The sequence below is a fragment of the Ostreibacterium oceani genome, assembly GCF_009362845.1.
In the GTDB taxonomy this organism is placed as follows: Bacteria; Pseudomonadota; Gammaproteobacteria; order Cardiobacteriales; family Ostreibacteriaceae; genus Ostreibacterium; species Ostreibacterium oceani.
Map to the genome: position 1 here is coordinate 71,759 of NZ_WHNW01000007.1, position 18,706 is coordinate 90,464.

An 18,706-nucleotide genomic window follows, 5' to 3' on the forward strand; every position below is an offset into this window, starting at 1 on the left:
ATTATACGTGACTGACGGCATTTAGCCAGTCACGCAAGCAATTTTCATCAAAGGGATACGCGAGGGTTTCGCCGTGTTCATTCCTCACCACGGGCACTTTATCCCAATAAGTATCGCGTAGTATTTCATCGCTAAAAATATCAACTTCTTCAATGAACACCGTCTCACCTGCAACCTGTAACAGGTGTTGATATGCCGCTTGACACAGGTGGCAACCGATGGTCATGTATAGCACCCAGGTGCGGGGATTGCTAGAGTTGGAATTGCCAGAATTGAGATTATCATGGTTAGAATTATCATGATTAGCATTGGCGGCATCGTTTTGATGATCACTGTTTTGATGGCCATTGTTCTGATGGTTGATTTTATTGCTCATCATATGCTAATTGAATGCGGATTCTATTTCGTCAAGCGCTTGATAAAACGCGACTTCGTCCATCACAGCAATGCCGAGCGAGCTGGCTTTAGTCAGTTTGCTGCCCGCTTTTTCACCAGCGACCAAAATATCCGTCTGTGATGACACGCTAGACTGGACTTTAGCGCCCAGTGCTTTTAGTTTGGCTTTGGCTTGGTCTCGACTCATGCGCGCTAATGTCCCCGTGACGACCACTTTTTTGCCCATGAAATGGTTTCCTGCTTGGGTGATAGGTGTGCTAGGCTGGCTGTTTTTTGGGTTGACACCCAGCGCAATTAAGGCATCAATGACTTCTCGGTTATGGGGTTGCTGGAAAAAGGTGTGAATAAACGTCGCCATTTTAGGACCAATGCCATCAATCGTTTGTAATGCTTCGACATCAGCCGTGTATAATACAGCAAAATCCACAAATTCATTGGCCAGCGTTTCGGCCATGACCTCACCCACCTCACGAATGCCTAGGGCATATAGCAGCCTTGCAAACGTTGTTTGCTTGCTGTCTTCGATTGCCTGGATTAAATTAGCCGCCGATTTATCACCTAATCGCTCTAAATTGACCAGCGCATCATGCGTTAATCGATAAATATCAGCAGGGGTCCTAACTAATTCGTTTTCAATGAGTTGCGCAATCACTTTGTCACCCAAGCCTTCGATATCCATGGCTTTGCGCGAAACAAAATGAATCAACGATTGCGTCAATTGTGCGCGACAAAACAAGCCACCCATACACCGCGTCACGGCTTCTTCGTCGAGTTTTAGTGCCTCACTGCCACACACAGGGCATGCAGTCGGCATGCGATACGGCAATGCATTGGGTTGTCGATAGGTGGGGATATAGCGAACCACCTCTGGGATAACATCGCCAGCACGGCGGATAATCACCGTGTCTCCGACGCGAATATCCTTACGCGCAAGCTCATCGGCATTGTGTAACGTTGCATTGGTTACCATCACACCACCAACGGATACTGGTGCTAGCCGCGCAACGGGTGTTAATGCACCTGTGCGCCCGACTTGGATATCGATGGCTTGTACCGTGGTCGTCTTTTCCTCGGCTGGAAATTTATACGCAATCGCCCAGCGTGGCGCGCGGCTCACAAAACCCAGTTGCTGCTGAAGCGCCGTTTCATTGACTTTAAAAACGACACCATCGATATCATAGTCTAGCGATTGCCGTACGTTAAGTAACCGACGATGATAATCAATTAAGGCATCCACACCGCGACAGACCTCAAACAACGGGCACGTAGGTAGGCCCAGTGTATTTAGGCGGTCAATGGTTGCGTCATAAGAAGGTAAAACCACATCGGATGATTTCTCGCCTACGCCATAGGCATAAAATGCCAATGGTCGCTTGGCGGTAATGGCCGCGTTTAATTGGCGCAAGCTACCAGCTGCTGCATTTCTTGGGTTAGCGAAGGGTTTTTCACCCGCGGCTTGTTGCGCCTCGTTTAGTGCATTAAAACCCGATTTCGGCATAAATACTTCACCGCGCACTTCGATCAATTGTGGGTACGGCGCACGAAGCTTGAGAGGAATGGCGCGGATTGTTTTCACGTTTTCCAGCACATTTTCCCCAACACGACCGTCCCCACGGGTAAGGGCTTGGACTAGCTGTCCATTTTCATACCGCAACGCAATGGCTAAACCATCGATTTTGGGCTCTGCTGCATAAGTAATATTTTGTGGAGAATCTGGGCTAGACCACTCTAGGCGAGATAACACCCGCTGATTAAACTCCGTTAACGCTTGCGGCGTAAAAACATTATCCAACGATAGCATCGGAATAGCATGTGCAATGGCTTCGAATTGTGAGGCCAAACCGCCCCCAACACGTTGCGTGGGTGAATCCGCTGCTTGGATTGCTGGGTCGGCTTTTTCTAACTGCAGAATACGTTGGATAACGGCGTCGTAATCTTCATCCGAAATAATCGGGTCATCTAGTACATAGTAGTGATAATCATACTGATGAATTTGCGCCACAAGGGCTTGGTATTCAGTGATTATGTCGTTGTTGATAGTCATTCTGAAGCATCGCCGCACAGCTCATTTCAAAAGATTCAATCGCTTGCTGTATCTCGTGAAGTTTTTGATTTTTTAGCAAATTACGGTTTTCATCGCATAATTGCGCGCCTAGATTTTCGCGTAATTCATCCAATACAGAAAGCATTAAATAAAAATACTCAGACTGTCGATAACCATCTAAAATAGGTAGTTGCATCACCGCCTTAACCCCATCCGTTGGGCGCATTGCGGCGGGATTTTCATCAAACGTATAAGGGGGTTTTGTGTTAATAATGGTAAAAGCAATATGCTTGCCATCTGCTAAAAAGTACTCAAATACACCATGCTCTGAGTACACAAACCCTAGCTCATCGAGCAGGTTAATCAGCTGATGGTTATCAAAAAACCGTCCTGGCTTGGCCATCACCGTAATAACAACGTGTTTTTCGGGTAATTTAACGTCTTTGGGGGGCTCGTACGCTGGCGTAGGCGGCACATTAACCACCCGTTCGCGCCGCATAAAAGCCCACACGACATAGGCGATGACGCCTGACAGCAAAATAAATACCAGCCGTGTTATCCAAATTAACGTTGCTTGTTCAACATCCACAAAAGACTACCGAGTGAAAAATAGGTCAATATTCTAGCACGCAACGGTCAGTTGTCACGGCAAAACATATTAAAAACATTCCATCGCTTTACGCCAGCGATAAAAAACCGCCACGCTACTCGTTATTTTTTTAATAACCGCGTGGCATTTAATCGCAGAACAATTAGGCTAACTGGCGCAAGACATAGTGTAGTATGCCACCATTCTCATAATAATCCCATTCTTTGGGAGTGTCGATACGAACATCAACGGTCACCGTTTTTGACTGACCGGCTTTTTCTAAGATTAAGGTCACGGTTTTGGCACCTCTAACCAAGCCTGAAACGCTAATCTCTTCATCCCCTGTAATGCCTAATGATTCATGGCTGTCCCCTGCTTTGAACTGCAGCGGCAATACACCCATGCCAATTAAGTTGGAGCGATGAATGCGTTCATAACTTTCGGTGACAACGGCTTTGACCCCAAGCAAATTCGTGCCCTTGGCAGCCCAATCGCGCGAGGAACCAGCGCCGTATTCTTTACCCGCAAAGACCACAAGCGGTACTTTTTCATCTTGGTAACGCATGGCCGCATCAAAGACGGTCATGACTTCACCACTAGGATAATGCGTGGTCCAACCGCCCTCTGTGCCAGGCGCTAATTGATTACGCAAGCGAATATTGGCAAAAGTCCCACGCATCATTACTTGGTGGTTACCCCGCCGAGAGCCATACGAATTAAAGTCATTGTCGGCGACGCCATGTTCGCGTAAATATTTCGCAGCAGGTGAATCAGGCGCAATGCTGCCTGCTGGCGAGATATGGTCGGTGGTTACCATGTCGCCGAGTTTTAAAAGCACTTTGGCCTGTTGAATTTCGGGGATACCTGGGGCTTGTTTGGTCATCCCATCAAAATACGGCGGATTTTGAATATAGGTTGAGGCACTATCCCAATTAAATGTTTTAGATTCCGTGACTGCTACCGATTGCCAGCGGGCATCGCCTGCATAAACATTTTTATAGTTATCGATAAACATTTCGCGGGAAATGGTCTGCTTGACGGTATCGTTGATACTCTGTTGCGATGGCCAAATATCAGCCAAATAAACATCGTTTCCTGCTTGATCTTGTCCTAATGGCTCTGCTTTGAAATCAATTTTAGTAGTACCTGCCAGTGCATAAGCCACAACCAGCGGTGGCGATGCCAAGAAGTTCATCTTAACCTGCGCGTGGATACGTCCTTCAAAGTTGCGATTGCCAGATAGTACAGAGCTGACGTTCATGTCATTTGCCGAAATCGCCGACTCTACCGCAGGTGGGAGCGGCCCACTATTGCCGATACAAGTCGTGCAACCATAGCCGACCACATCAAATCCTAAGTCTTCGAGATAAGTCAGCAACCCTGCTGATCTGAGATAATCGGTAACCACCATCGAGCCTGGCGCCAATGATGTTTTGACCCAAGGCTTACTGACGAGTCCTTTTTCGGCGGCATTTTTAGCGAGCAACCCTGCCCCCATAATGACCGAAGGGTTTGAGGTGTTCGTACACGAGGTAATAGCCGCGACAACCACATCACCGTCGTTTAAGGTCACGTCCTGCCCGTTAATATGGATATCAACGGCCTTGTCGGCCTTTGCTTCGTCGAGTAATCGAGTGACTGTTTCTGGCACTTGGTCTAAGAACAAGTAATCTTGAGGGCGTTTGGGCCCAGCTAGTGCTGGCACTACCGTCGCTAAATCCAAGGTTAATTTATCCGAGTAATCCGCCGTCACACCGACATCACGGTACATTGTTTGCGCTTTGGCATAGGCTTCAATCAAGTCAATATGGGCTGCTTCACGCCCTGATAGACGCAGATATTCTAGTGTTTCTTGGTCGATTGGGAAAATACCACACGTCGCGCCATACTCGGGCGCCATATTGGCAATGGTCGCTCGATCTGCGAGTGGCAAATGGTCTAGCCCTTCCCCAAAAAATTCGACAAACTTGCCAACAACACCCAAATCTCTCAGCATTTTAACCACTTTTAACACGAGGTCTGTTGCAGTCGCCCCTGGCGCGAGTTTACCTGTTAGCTCAAAACCAACGACTTCTGGAATCAGCATGGTAATTGGCTGGCCTAGCATGGCCGCCTCGGCTTCGATGCCACCAACCCCCCAGCCCAATACGCCAATACCATTAATCATGGTGGTATGCGAGTCAGTACCAACGACCGTATCAGGGTAGGCAACTGGTTCGCCTTGGGCATTTTGATCAAAAATAACGCGGGCTAAATATTCTAAGTTGACCTGATGCACAATGCCTGTATTGGGTGGCACGACTTTGAAATTATCAAACGCTGACTGACCCCAACGCAAAAAACCGTAGCGTTCTTTATTGCGGTTAAATTCAAGCTTTGTATTTAAGTCTAACGCTTGGTCAGAGCCGAAGTGGTCAACCATAACCGAGTGGTCAATAACCAATTCAGCAGGTGATAGCGGGTTAATCTTATCAACATCGCCACCTAAATTGGCCATTGCATCGCGCATCGCAGCCAAGTCAACGACCGCAGGGACACCCGTAAAATCCTGCAACACCACGCGGCTGGGGGTAAACGCGATTTCTGTACTGGGGGCGGCGTTTGCATCCCAATTAACAACCGCATCAATATGCGATTGTGTGATATTTTCGCCGTCATAGTGGCGTATCAAATTTTCGAGTAAAATTTTTAAGCTAAACGGCAATCGTGCCAATTGCGCTGGACTAGCGACTGAAGTTAAATCATAATACTGAAATGTACTGTTATTAACCGTTAACTGCTTGCGGTGTGTTTCAAGTCCCATATCATCCCCTAGGTGAAATTAAATTACTTTTACTTATCTATTCTATGCTAAAATGGGCTAAATTTATAGGGGTTTGCGAACAATTAATACACATTCAACGGGACTACGTTGTGTGGGTTGTTTGAATAAATTTAATCGCGCTTATCATCGCCTTGTCATCGCGCTTAATCTAGCAAGGATAACGCCTCAATAAATCTGGCTAATAGTTTATAGTAGTCTAGGAAAACAAACGCTGGGGAAACAAACGCTAGCCAAACAAGGCAAACAAGGCAAACACACAACAAAACATAATAAAAATTATAAAACACAAGTATAACCACAAATATAAACTACCATGCGTTTGATGCCTCATAAACAATCCAGCCTATTAGTCGAGCATTACAGCGAGCATTACAGCAAAAATCACAGCAAAAATCACAGCAAAAATCACAGCAAAAATCACAGCAAAAATCACCGCATCAGCGTTACCGCAAAAGACGACGGCAAATCACCTGCTGTGCGTGATATTAGGAAGTTCCGATGCATCGTTTAGCCCTTCGCCTAATTCATTGGTTGCCGTTTTTTCTATGGTTATCCAAAGTCACACCCAAAACCGCTAAACTCGATTTAACTGCTGCAATAACCAGTGCGATATTTGCCCTACCACAGGGACTCGCTTTTGCCTTGATTGCAGGGTTGCCCCCCGAATTTGGTCTATATGCCGCGATGATTGCGCCGCTGGTAACCGCGCTATTTGGCTGTTCTTGGCATACCGTCTCGGGACCAACCGTCCCCACATCCATTGTCATTATCAGCATACTAAGTGGCTTTGCTGTGCCAGCCAGCCCGCAGTTTATCGGCTTGGCTTTATTGTTAACGTTGCTCGCGGGTATTATTCAGTTTACATTGGGCGTATTTCGCTTGGGGCACTTGGTTAATTTTATCTCACACACCGTGATACTCGGGTTTTCTTCTGGCGCAGCGATTTTGATTATCGTGAGCCAATTAGGGACTTTTTTTGGTATTGATATTGCACGTCAAGACAACATTGCCATGACATTGCAATTGTTATTTCAACGCTTTCACCAAATCGATTTAGCGACCACCAGTTTATCCGTTACCACACTCGTTGTTGCATTACTGTGCGCCAAATACTACAAAAAACTCCCCAATTTATTAATTGCCATGGCCGCTGGCACGATTTTAGCGTTCATTATGACGGTGTTGTTTAACGTCGAACAAATCACGATGGTTGGCGCCTTACCCAGCGGATTACCGCAGATTACTATCCCAAATTTATCGTGGTTTCAGGCCAGTGAATTATTTGCCTCAGCGATTGCCTTGGCAACGTTAGGGCTGATACAGTCAGTCTCTATTGCCAAAACAGTCTCAAATAAGACGGGACAACCAATCAATGCCAACCAAGAATTTGTCGCACAGGGGTTGAGTAATATGGCGTGCAGCTTTACCAGTGGTTTTTTCTCATCCTGCTCGTTTACTCGAACAGGCGTTAACTACGCAGCTGGCGCGGTGACGCCACTGTCTAGTATTTTTGCCTCAGGATTTATTTTGTTAGTCTTGATTTTTGCAGCAGGTATCACCGCCTATTTACCGCTGGCAAGCATGTCAGCAATCATTATTATTGCAGGTTATAAATTGATTGATTTTGCCCATATCAAAAAAATCATCCAAACCAGCCACGCAGAGACGGCTATTTATGTTTTGACGCTACTGGCGACGTTATTCCTCAGTCTTGAATTTGCGATATACAGCGGTATGTTTTTAGCACTTATTCTGTACCTACAAAAAACCTCTCAACCCAAAGTGGTCAGCTTGACGGTTGATCAATATGATCCCTATCATCGCTTGATTGAGCTTCCCAGCACAGGCAGCGAGCACCCTAAGCTCGCCATTATTCGCGTTGACGGTTCGCTGTTTTTTGGCTCGATTGACCATATCTACCAAGTCATCAACCAATCTCAAGCGCAACAAGCCAGCTACATCTTGTTAATCGGAGACGGCGTTAATTTAATTGATATCTCAGGGGCAGAATTACTGCTAAGGCTAAAGCAATACACGCGCCGTAAAGGGGGCGATTTGTATTTATCTGGATTAACACCTGCGGTGCGAAAGTATTTGAGCAACAGTCCTTACTGGGATAAATTGGGCGGTCGCAGCAATATCTATAACTATCAAGCAGAGGCGATTAACCAGATTAATCAATTGCTTGATGCAAGCAATGCAGATGATGCCGACCCCGCTTCGGATAATACCGATAACGCCCAACCTGCAGAAACTGCAGAAAACGCAGAGAATAAAGAAAATGCCGCGCCAAGGACAACCGACACGACAACCGACACGACAACCGACAGTGTAGCCTCAGATGAGCCACTCAATCAAACATTGCCGCGCACAAAAGACCCAAAAAAAATCCTAGAATAACGCAAAATCACCACAAAATAACGACAAAATAATCACAAAAACTTATCGGAAACAAAGCATGCGTCAATCAGCCATCATATTCAAAAACAACCTACCCAACTTTAAAATTCTCAAAATCGAAACGGCAGATATTGAGGCGATTCAATCGGCACTAAAAGATAAAACTCGCCAAGCCCCTATGATGTTTGTTGGCATGCAAGTCGTCATTGATATTAGTTTTTTTGACGACCAAGCTAGTCTGCCAATTGATTTAGCACCAATTAAAGACAGTTTAATGCGAGTCGGCATCAACCCTATTGCCGTGATGACTGATAATACGCAGCATCGTCAGACAGGGTTAGATGCCAAACTCGGTGCACTGCCGATTATTGCCGCAGCAACAGATAAAATAACGATAGACAAAGCACAAGCAAACATCGTCAATAGCACCAGTCATTCAGCAGTTAACCAATCAGCAACTAACCAAGCACCAACTAACCAAGCACCAACTAACCAAGCACCAACTAACCAAGCAATTGATGAGCCCAAAAAAACCCACGCCGATACCGCACCATCAAATGGAATCGCAGTAAATGAAGTCGCAGCAAATGCATCATCAGAGGCGCTACAAAGTGCAACCGCCAGCACAACCGCTAGCACAACCGATAACAGAGAAAATCAAGTCATTAAACATCCAATTCGTTCGGGCCAACGCATTTATGCCAAAGGCGATTTAACCATTGTTGGCGCAGTCAGCCATGGCGCAGAGGTCATTGCCGATGGTAACATCCATGTTTATGGTGTCCTTCGCGGTCGTGCGATTGCGGGTGCCAGCGGCGATACATCAGCGCAAATATTCTGCCAAAAGATGGCCGCCGAGTTAGTTGCCATTGCAGGTAACTACAAACAGCTAGAAGCCATTGATGAGCAATATCTCAACCAGCCATTACAAATTGGTTTCGATGGAGAGACTATTAGTTTTCAAGTCTTGTAAGGCAATAGATCACGCTACGAGTCAGTAAAAGGAATATACCTAAATCACTTCAGTAGCGTTTTGCAAGATTTAAGGTTTGTCTCAGTTAGATTGGCCGTTCTAACCATTGCCTCCGTTTCAAACGGAATACGTGAATAATTGACTATCGAGGCATCTATCAAGTATTTTCTCAGCATATCCTCTAGCCCGAAACGTTGGTATTGAGCAACATGAACCAATTCATGGATATATATTTCATACGATTCTGCAAAAAATGGATGCAAGTAAATAACATTATCAAACGTTAGTCCACCGACAAAGCCACTCTCTACACCGAGTACGGTATGGTAAAACTCATACAAAGGATGCCCTTCATCAGGTATCGGAATATTTTTCGTTATAATGATATCAATATTTTCAGGATTGACAACACCAACGAGTTTGGCTCTTGATAGCATACAATTACTGAGTTTATTTTTTTCATCCAAAGCAAATTGATTTTTATGAGACTGTAAAAATGTAATCACTTCATCTAAGTGATTATCAACGTATTCTGTTACCGGCTTAGGTGGGTTTAGGATTTCCTTTCTTTCCTCGTTTGTTAGGCCAACTTTGACAAACGTGCAGGCGGATAAAAAAATCAAACACCCCATTAAAAAACTTCTAAGTAATAGCACCATATATATTCCCTTGTATGTAAAAATCATCTAAAATCAAACTAAAATCGGCCTATTGTAAGACGTTGCAACTTTATCGCATATTGCACCATATTATATTACAGCTCCAGCATTTTCTTCATGTCTTCTTTGGTGAAGTCAAAGCCTTCTTTTTCATAAAAGCCAAAAATCGTTTCAACGACTTCGTCTGCATCATCGATGATATGGAATAAATCGAGGTCTTCGGCAGAAATGGTGCCTTCTTGCAATAGCGTATTTTTAAACCAATCAATCAGCGGCGCCCAAAATTCACTGACCATCAAAATCACAGGGAATCGGCGGCATTTACCTGTTTGAATCAAGGTCAACACCTCAGCTAATTCATCCAGCGTACCAAACCCACCGGGCATGACAACATATGCCGATGCGTATTTCACAAACATGACTTTGCGCGAGAAAAAGTGACGGTAGTTTAGGGAAATGTCTTGATAAGGATTACCGCTTTGTTCATGGGGCAAAATAATATTGAGTCCGATTGACTGAGATTTGCCGCGATAAGCGCCTTTGTTGGCGGCTTCCATAATGCCTGGACCACCACCTGAGACAACAGAAAACCCCGATTCGGAGAGTTTATAAGCCAAATCTTCGGTGAGCTGGTAATAGGGATGGTCTTCTGGTGTTCTGGCCGAGCCAAAGATAGAAACAGACGGGCTAATGGTTGCCAGTTGCTCAAATCCTTCAACAAACTCCGCCATAATTTGAAAAATTTTCCACGACTCGCGATTGAGTAAGGTTTGGATTTGTTCTGGGTTAATACTGAGTTGATTCGCTTTATTCACAGGGCCTCCAGTGGCTGAGTAGTGGTTTTTGAAATGGGTTGATTGGCTCAAATCAACCACATTGAAAAAATAGGGCTTTATCCGCCCGAGCATTTAGCATAATATACCATACTACGTTTACCAAACTCAAAACCGCTAATTAAAACACCGAAAATATTATTTATGTCAGATAATCACTTGCTTATACTTGTAGACGGCTCAAGCTATTTATTCCGCGCTTTTCATGGGTTGCCCAAACTCACCTCCCGCAATGGCGAACCAACAGGCGCTATCAAAGGCGTTATCAGTATGATTCAAAAGCTATATGACGAATACCAGCCCAGTCATATCGGGATTGTATTTGATGCCCCTGGCAAAACCTTTCGCCATGAGATGTATGAGGCCTACAAGTCTCACCGCCCACCGATTGACGAAGACCTGCGCTGCCAAATCAAACCACTACTTAGCTTAATCGAGTCTATGGGCTATCCATTAATCCAAATTACGGGTGTCGAAGCCGATGATGTCATTGGCACACTCGCCAAACAAGCGGTAGAGTCCAATATGCAAGTCTTAATCTCCACAGGAGACAAAGACTTAGCACAGCTTATCGATGGTAATACGCGCTTGATTGACACCATGAAAATGAAAATAACGGATTATCAAAACGTCGCCGAACGCTTCAAAGTCGATGCGCTGCGTGCTGATCAAGTGGTGGATTTTTTAGCCCTAGTCGGCGATAGCGCTGATAATATTCCTGGCATCCCCAAAGTCGGCCCCAAAACAGCCGCTAAATGGCTGAGCGAGTATCACGATATTGCAGGGGTTATCGCCAACCAAGACCGTATCACGGGCAAAATCGGGGAAAATCTACGCCAACATATTGACCAACTGGCGCTATCTAAATCACTCACACAAATCAAACTTGATGTCCCGTTGCCTGATGTCGATATCGAAAAGCTCTCCATGAATGCCATCGATACCGAGGCATTTAGTGCATTGTGCAAACGCTTTGATTTAACCCAATTGCTAACCAAAGTACTGGGTAGCGAAGCCAACAACCAATACATCGACAATAGTGGAGATACGGATGCCAAGCCCATCGAGACGCACTATGAATTAGTCACCACACAGGCCGCATTTCAGGCGCTATCAAACACACTGATGCAATCGTTGCGATTTACTTTTGAGGTGCTGTCGACCAGTACTGCTATTACAGAGACCGAATTGATTGGTGTGAGTTTTTCAACCGAACTCGGCAAAGCCTATTACTTGCCACTACGAAAACCGTTAGCACCCGATACGCAAGATACCAATACGCAAGATACCGAGGGAAATACAACCAAGATACCCAGTGATAACCCGCCCGCCCTCGACATTTTACCGCTGGTCGATGTCTTGCCAACCCTAAAGGCCATTTTCGGCAATGCTGCACAAAAACTAACGTTTGATAGCAAAATGGCACGCCACACCCTCGCCCGCTATGGCATCAGTATAGAAAACCTAACCGATGATATTATGATTGCTGGCTACGTATTTAACTCAACCGCAAATAAACACCTGTTAGCCGATGCGGTTGAAAAACACTTGCAGTATAAACTCACTGACAGCGAAACCCTGTTAGGCAAAGGGGTCAAGGCTGTGTTGCTATCGCATATTGACCTAGACAAAGCGCGATTGTATACGTGTGAACGCGTTGATTTTATTAATCGACTCGCCAATTACCTACTGATGCGCGTCAACGCCATGCCAGGGTTAAACCGTGTCTATCATGACATTGAAATGCCGTTTATTCAAGCACTGCAACGCACTGAAGCAAATGGTATTTTAATCGATACGGCGTTGCTGTCGCAGCAAAGCCAAGCAATGCAAATTAAAATTGATGCCTTAGAAAAACGCGCTTACGAACTCGCAGATGAGACGTTTAACATCAACTCACCAAAGCAATTACAACAAATTTTATTTGATAAGCTGGGATTACCCGTGGTGAAAAAAACACCCAAAGGACAGCCTTCAACTGACGAATCCGTCTTACACGAACTGGCCAAAAACCACGAATTACCGCAAATTATTTTAGAAAACCGTGGATTAACTAAATTAAAAACCACCTATACCGACAAACTTCCTGAGGTCATTCAACCGGCCACGGGGCGCATTCACACCACCTACCATCAGGCGGTCACCAGCACAGGTCGGTTATCATCCGCTGAACCGAATTTGCAAAACATTCCAATTCGTAGCGCTGAAGGTCGCAAAATTCGCCAAGCCTTTATTGCCCCGCCAGGGTATTGCATTATGGCCAGTGATTATTCACAGATTGAGCTTAGGATTATGGCGCATCTATCCCAAGATAGTCGCCTGCTGGCGGCTTTTTCTCAAAACAAAGACATCCATACACAAACGGCGGCTGAGATTTTTGAATTACCAGAGGACGAAGTCAGTGCTGACGAACGCCGCAAAGCCAAAGCCATTAACTTTGGACTGATTTATGGTATGTCGGCGTTTGGACTCGCCAAACAAATCGATGTCAGTCGTAGTGAAGCGGGTCAGTATATTGAAAATTATTTTGACAAATACCCAGGCGTCAAAACCTACATGACACAAATTGCCGACTTTGCCCAGCAGCTAGGTTATGTCGAGACGATTTTTGGCAGGCGCCTTTATATCCCTGATATTACTTCTAAAAATGTGATACGCCGCAATGCCGCAGAACGCTTATCAATCAACGCCCCTATGCAAGGCAGCGCTGCCGATATTATTAAAATCGCCATGACACAAGTGCATCAACAAATTGCCGATAACAAAGGGATTCGCCTGATTATGCAAGTACATGATGAGCTGGTTTTTGAGGTAGAAGAAAGCCAAATTGACGCGGCAAAATCTTTAATTACCCAAACAATGGAAAATGCAGTGGCATTGTCTGTACCATTAGTGGTCGATACGGGGCTTGGGGCGAACTGGGATGAGGCGCATTAGGTAAAGGCGATTAGGCGATGACACAGGTTAATTTTTACATTCTCCCGCAACACGATTCCAATAGCCGTGAGGCGTTTATTTATCTCTTGGTCAACAAGGCACTGACGCAAGCGGGACGCATTCTGATTATCGCCGCCGATGCCACGCAAAGCAAGCGCCTAAGTCAACAGCTTTGGTGCAATCAACCTGAGCGTTTCATCGCCCATGAGATTATCCAACAAGCCGATGACATTCAACCGCCCTATCCTGCTGTTTGGCTGATGAGCGGTTTTGACCAAGCAATTTATACGCGGCTTGCCAGCAATAGCGAGGTCATTATCGATTTATCACACGATGGTGTCACGCTAGCATCCAAAAAAATCCTGCTGGTGACCAACCAAGACCCTGAAATTTTAGCCAATTCAAGGATGAAATACCAAGCCTACGTGGATAGTGGGATTACCCCAGCCGTGCATAAAATCGGTCAAACCAGCGACTAACTGGCATCATCTCGCATCACATCGCATCACATCGCGTCACTTTTCGTCACTTCGCGCCATCGAAATCGGTTATCCTCAGGATGGCTGAGCGGTTTGTCGTTTAGCGCGCCGATATAAATCCCAAATATAAAATGCCGAGCCCGCCACAATCAGCGAAAAAGCCATAACATGCCACCGAGTAAAGTCCTCACCGAGAAAAATAGTCGCATTAAATGATTGAATCAATGGGTTCAGATAAGACAAAAATCCCACCATAAACAGGCTGATTAATTTGGTGGCTTGCGACATTGAAAGCAACGCAATCGCAGTCGCTGCCCCCACGAGTATCAAAGCGCCTGCATAATTGGCTCCGCTCCAAAACCCGATATCGGCGGTTGACACGAATAACAACCAAATCACGGCAAAGGGGGCAAGGACAATATTTTCAAGCGCAACCCCCATGGTCGCACCATAGCCTGCATTGGATTTTAAAAGCCCATAAAGTCCAAACGTAAACGCAAGAAAAATCGCTATCCAAGGCAGTTTCCCCAGACCATAAGCCAAAATCCCAACAGCCAAAAGCGCCGCTGTCACTGCGATGCTTTGGGCAACATTTAATCGCTCGCCTTTAAAAATCGCACCAAATGCAACCGTGACAAGCGGAAAAATAAAATAGCCAATTCCCGCTTCAAGTGCATGACCTGTTTGTGATGCATAGACAAAGCCGAGCCAATTGAGCGAAATCAATACTGCCGCGATACACACGAATTTCATCACACGCACGTCTCGCATGAGACGCCATAGCTCAAACAGTCGTCTTTTCCAGAATAACCAAAGCAAAAGCGCAACCATTCCCCAAATGACGCGGTGCGCAACAATATCAAACGCAGGCATGGGTTTAAGGCTTGCAAATACCACATTGAGCGACCCCCAAATCACGCAAGCCAAAACCATGGCATAAATGCCTTTGGTTTGATCATTCATCAATTTGAACATTCATCAATCCCCTGCTGTTAAAAATTTTCGCGAAATTCGTTTAGAATAACGTTAACACAAGCATTAAAAATCACCTATCGGTTTGCTGATATTTAACCAGGCAACGCTAACTAGCGTACGCCCTTGATTTCTGTTAAGCGCATTAGGGGGTGGTTCGGCTAAAATTTATCGCCATGTCTATAAAACATAAGCCATTGAATGTTCGCTCTAAGTTAGACGCTAATTACTTTACCTTTTTTCTACCGTGTTAAAAAACAATAATTCTGCATAGGATTCATCGTCTGCTAAACGATAAACGATTTGATAATCGCACTGAGAATCCATCCCAAGTATCTTTAAATATTTAATATGCTGAACCAATAAGCACATATTTAATAATTTATAAAATGGCACGTTACTGTATCCCTCATACAAATGTGGAAAAATATGTTTTTTAAGCTTTTTAATGTCTTTTTTTTGTTTAAAGATCAACTTATAAGACTCCCCATCAAGGGCATATTTACCTGCTGTGCGGATACTTTCACAGTCACGCATAGTGATTTTATATTCGATCTCTTTCATTAATTTGTCATCAGTATTAGTTAGTTGTTATTAGCGGTCACCCTTTGATTCAACAGCAACACAAAGGACGAAGGCGATAGCGTACAACCAGTCACACACCTAGCCGAAAAGACAAAGGCAAATTTTTACAGGCTATAAGCCATAAAACAAAGGCAGAATAAACTCTTTCAAAACAAAAGATGAAATCCATGTAATAATCCATGCGTATAGGATTAAAATAACACCAAGTATTATCATATTCTTTTTATTATAAGCTGTATCAGCCTTACAATTTTTATTTGTGCATACAAGATGAGAGACAAATCCAATAAGAGCATAACCCAAAAAAAGCATCAGCAGATTAGTGGTTAAAGTTTGTAATAATAAATTCAAACCCTTAAAACGAAAATAGACCTGCATTCCCATCATAGCAACATGTATTGGCACAATAAATAAAAAGGTCGCAAGTAAAAACTCTTTACTTTTTATTATGTTGATATTATTAGCGATCAATTTAACTGAGTTAAAATCTACTTTATACATTTCATTCACATATTCGTTATAGCTGGGATGCCGACATTAAAAAATTCGCTTTTTTTAAGCTTTTTAGTAGTCAGTTTTTGTAGGCTATCGTGCTATATCAACGCTGTTTTCGACGAATTTTATTTTCGGTGCCGTTCATCAAATTAATGATATTTTGCCGATGTCGGATAAACATTATCCCCGTCATAATAACAAAAAGTGTCAATACCGCATTAGTGTAGCCTAACCACCAAGCGCTTAACAATACCGCCAATGCACCAACGAGTGAGGCGACAGAGACATAGCCCAGCGTAAAGGTTAGTAGCAGCCAAGTCAATCCAAACACGACCAAAGACAACGGTTGCAGCAGCGTAATAATACCGACGTAGGTTGCCACGCCTTTGCCACCTTTAAAGCCAAAATACAGCGGGTACAAGTGCCCGATAAACGCACCCAAAGCTGCCGCCACAATAACCCATTGATTATCAGTTAGTAATCGTGCTAATAGAATAACAATAACGCCTTTTAAGCAATCGCCTGCAAAGGTTAATAGCCCTGCTTTTTTACCGCCTAGACGCATCACATTGGTTGCGCCTGGGTTTTTAGAGCCTTGTTGACGGGGGTCGGGTAGTTTTAGCAAACGGCAAACAACGATGGCACAAGAAATTGAGCCAAACAAATAGCCAGCAAAAAGTCCTGTCAGGATAAAGAATAAGAAAACCGCTAAATCAATCACACCGATTCAAAATGTTTCAAAGGTGTGTCATAATAACGCAATCTTAGCGTTTTTTGTAGAAAAACATGACCGACATTATTTTTATCGACAATATCCCCACCCAATCGGTGATTGGCATTCACGATTTTGAAAAGGCGGCACCACAAAAACTCATTATCAGCGTACAGCTAGAGACTTGCATCCGCGCCGCCGCCGCCAGCGATAGCATAAAAGACGCATTAGACTACGATGCCATTAGCCGCTTTATCGATACGTTTGCAAGACGCACTAACGTGCAACTACTCGAAAGCTTTGCCGAGCGCCTAGTGGCTGAATTATTCGCTAATTTCGCGCTGACAGGCGTCCATTTACGCATACAAAAGCCTGGCGCTATCACTTTGACTCAACAAGTCGGCGTCGCTATTTATCGCAAGGCCAATTAAGTGTAATTAAATCTATGCATTGCAAAACAAGTATCAGCTAACACCACAACCAAGTTTTAACGTATTGATGAAATTATCTCGTACTCTCATTACGCTACTGGCGTTAACGAGCCTACAAATAGGTTGCCAACGCTTATACCCTGCACAAAAAGGCTATAGCGAAGTGCATGAAACTCACGCAAACCAAACAGCTTGGCGTATCATGGGCGGTGACGCCTTATCGCAATTCAATGCAGCGCTGTCTAAATCAAAACAGCCCGCCACAGCAAAAGCTATCATGCAACTATACACCCCAACAGAGACAGAGGGGCAATCAGCTAATCAGATAACGGAAAAACGCATCGATGCAAACACGACTGCGATTGAATTATTCGAAAATGAATTATTAGATGATTCGCTCAAAGCACGAAAGGTAAAAATAACCCTATCTCAGCACGCAGGGCAACTACACGCGACAAGCATCCAAGAGACCTACCAATGCTATCGAAACAACACGCCTAATCGCTGGGTAAGTATTTTGTGCCCATAGCCTTAGACAACTAGGCAACTAAAATCAACTGAAGCCAACTGAAATCAGCAAAAATTCGTAGTCAAAGGCTTGTGATGCATACCCAGTCTATGGTTTTCCAGCGACTACGCTACCAATCCACGCCTGGTCGTGCCTTAATCCCTGCTCGAAAGGCATGTTTCACATCATCAATCACAGAGACCGTATCAGCGATTTCCTTTAATTCGGGTTTGGCGCCACGCCCAGTAATAATGACCGTTTGCATTTTTGGGCGCTGTCTTAACGCAGTTAAAAACGGCTCGATGGGCAAGTAGTCATACTTAAACATATAGGTGATTTCATCGAGCACGACCAAGTCGACTGATTCGTCTTGTAAAAATTTTTCGGTTTGGGCGTAGGCTTTTTTTGCCGTTGCAATGTCGCTATCGCGGTCTTGGGTATTCCAAGTAAACCCATCACCAATGGCATGGTATTCACAATTAGGCTGCTGCGAAAAAAACAAAAACTCGCCTGTCGTAAACTCCCCTTTCAAAAACTGCACGACACCAACTTTGTGTCCGTGCCCTAATGCTCTCGCTGCCGAACCAAACCCTGAACTGGATTTTCCTTTGCCATTACCTGTCATCAAAATAATAATGCCTTGCTCCTTATCAGCAGCGGCAATACTCGCATCAACCACGGATTTGAGTTTTTGCATTTTGGTTTTGTGCTTGTCGCTTTTTCCTGTCGTTTCGTTCGGTTGCGACGTCTCAATGGAATTTTCGTTATTTGTGCTCATTAAATTTCCTGTGGGTTTATCTGTGGGGTTATCAATGTTGAATCAAACTGCAGCACTGCCTTGTCATCAATTGCCATTTAGCTTATCGTTT

General features: G+C 44.5%; 17 protein-coding genes. 6 read left to right on the plus strand and 11 right to left on the minus strand.

The genetic code is table 11. The features are described 5' to 3' along the window. Position 1: 1 nt before the first annotated feature. The 4 genes from GCU85_RS09995 to acnA form a co-directional block, all read right to left on the minus strand. Complete coding sequence (locus tag GCU85_RS09995) at positions 2-379, minus strand: glutaredoxin family protein (RefSeq protein WP_218110589.1); 378 nt, start codon at positions 377-379, stop codon at positions 2-4. Between the two features lie 3 nt (positions 380-382). After that, entirely contained in the window at positions 383-2,440 is a 2,058-nt protein-coding gene (ligA, locus tag GCU85_RS06860) for an NAD-dependent DNA ligase LigA (protein ID WP_152810441.1), read from the minus strand. Further along, complete coding sequence (locus GCU85_RS06865) at positions 2,412-3,029, minus strand: cell division protein ZipA C-terminal FtsZ-binding domain-containing protein (RefSeq protein ID WP_152810442.1); 618 nt, start codon at positions 3,027-3,029, stop codon at positions 2,412-2,414. Before GCU85_RS06865 ends, ligA begins: the two co-directional genes overlap by 29 nt. Positions 3,030-3,192: 163 nt before the next feature. Continuing rightward, positions 3,193-5,832 carry an aconitate hydratase AcnA gene (gene acnA / locus GCU85_RS06870; protein ID WP_152810443.1) on the minus strand — a complete coding sequence of 880 codons (2,640 nt, stop codon included), beginning with the start codon at positions 5,830-5,832 and terminating at the stop codon, positions 3,193-3,195. Positions 5,833-6,351: 519 nt separating this feature from the next. Here acnA and GCU85_RS06875 point away from each other — a divergent pair. Next, complete coding sequence (locus tag GCU85_RS06875; RefSeq protein ID WP_152810444.1) at positions 6,352-8,253, plus strand: SulP family inorganic anion transporter; 1,902 nt, start codon at positions 6,352-6,354, stop codon at positions 8,251-8,253. Between the two features lie 58 nt (positions 8,254-8,311). After that, entirely contained in the window at positions 8,312-9,226 is a 915-nt protein-coding gene (gene minC / locus GCU85_RS06880) for a septum site-determining protein MinC (RefSeq protein ID WP_152810445.1), read from the plus strand. A gap of 44 nt (positions 9,227-9,270) precedes the next feature. Here the strand turns inward: minC and GCU85_RS06885 are convergent, their stop codons facing one another. After that, complete coding sequence (locus GCU85_RS06885) at positions 9,271-9,858, minus strand: hypothetical protein (RefSeq protein ID WP_152810446.1); 588 nt, start codon at positions 9,856-9,858, stop codon at positions 9,271-9,273. Between the two features lie 122 nt (positions 9,859-9,980). Continuing rightward, positions 9,981-10,700, minus strand: a complete 720-nt coding sequence (locus GCU85_RS06890) for an LOG family protein (protein WP_328592808.1) — start codon at positions 10,698-10,700, stop codon at positions 9,981-9,983. Positions 10,701-10,862: 162 nt separating this feature from the next. Here GCU85_RS06890 and polA point away from each other — a divergent pair, with 162 nt between their 5' ends. Together polA and GCU85_RS06900 are read left to right on the plus strand one after the other, a co-directional pair. Beyond that, positions 10,863-13,655: a DNA polymerase I gene (gene polA / locus GCU85_RS06895; RefSeq protein ID WP_152810448.1), complete on the plus strand. Its 2,793-nt coding sequence runs from the start codon at positions 10,863-10,865 to the stop codon at positions 13,653-13,655. Positions 13,656-13,672: 17 nt separating this feature from the next. After that, the gene (locus tag GCU85_RS06900) at positions 13,673-14,134 is read left to right on the plus strand and encodes a DNA polymerase III subunit chi (protein WP_152810449.1); all 462 of its coding nucleotides are present in this window, start codon (positions 13,673-13,675) and stop codon (positions 14,132-14,134) included. A gap of 75 nt (positions 14,135-14,209) precedes the next feature. Here GCU85_RS06900 and rarD read toward each other — a convergent pair whose 3' ends face one another. The 4 genes from rarD to plsY all read right to left on the minus strand — a co-directional run bounded on the left by rarD (position 14,210) and on the right by plsY (position 16,907). Further along, entirely contained in the window at positions 14,210-15,097 is an 888-nt protein-coding gene (gene rarD, locus GCU85_RS06905; RefSeq protein WP_218110590.1) for an EamA family transporter RarD, read from the minus strand. Positions 15,098-15,337: 240 nt separating this feature from the next. Continuing rightward, on the minus strand, positions 15,338-15,670 hold the full coding sequence (locus tag GCU85_RS06910; protein WP_152810451.1) for a hypothetical protein: 333 nt from the start codon (positions 15,668-15,670) through the stop codon (positions 15,338-15,340). Positions 15,671-15,802: 132 nt separating this feature from the next. Further along, complete coding sequence (locus GCU85_RS06915; RefSeq protein ID WP_218110591.1) at positions 15,803-16,201, minus strand: hypothetical protein; 399 nt, start codon at positions 16,199-16,201, stop codon at positions 15,803-15,805. Between the two features lie 88 nt (positions 16,202-16,289). Further along, on the minus strand, positions 16,290-16,907 hold the full coding sequence (plsY, locus tag GCU85_RS06920) for a glycerol-3-phosphate 1-O-acyltransferase PlsY (RefSeq protein ID WP_152810453.1): 618 nt from the start codon (positions 16,905-16,907) through the stop codon (positions 16,290-16,292). 65 nt (positions 16,908-16,972) lie between these two features. Here plsY and GCU85_RS06925 point away from each other — a divergent pair, with 65 nt between their 5' ends. Together GCU85_RS06925 and GCU85_RS06930 are read left to right on the plus strand one after the other, a co-directional pair. Further along, on the plus strand, positions 16,973-17,329 hold the full coding sequence (locus GCU85_RS06925; protein ID WP_152810454.1) for a dihydroneopterin aldolase: 357 nt from the start codon (positions 16,973-16,975) through the stop codon (positions 17,327-17,329). 67 nt (positions 17,330-17,396) lie between these two features. Beyond that, a complete protein-coding gene (locus GCU85_RS06930; RefSeq protein ID WP_152810455.1) occupies positions 17,397-17,858 on the plus strand; it encodes a hypothetical protein in 462 nt (153 codons plus the stop codon). 109 nt (positions 17,859-17,967) lie between these two features. Here GCU85_RS06930 and cobO read toward each other — a convergent pair whose 3' ends face one another. Next, on the minus strand, positions 17,968-18,615 hold the full coding sequence (cobO, locus tag GCU85_RS06935; protein ID WP_152810456.1) for a cob(I)yrinic acid a,c-diamide adenosyltransferase: 648 nt from the start codon (positions 18,613-18,615) through the stop codon (positions 17,968-17,970). Positions 18,616-18,706 lie beyond the last annotated feature (91 nt).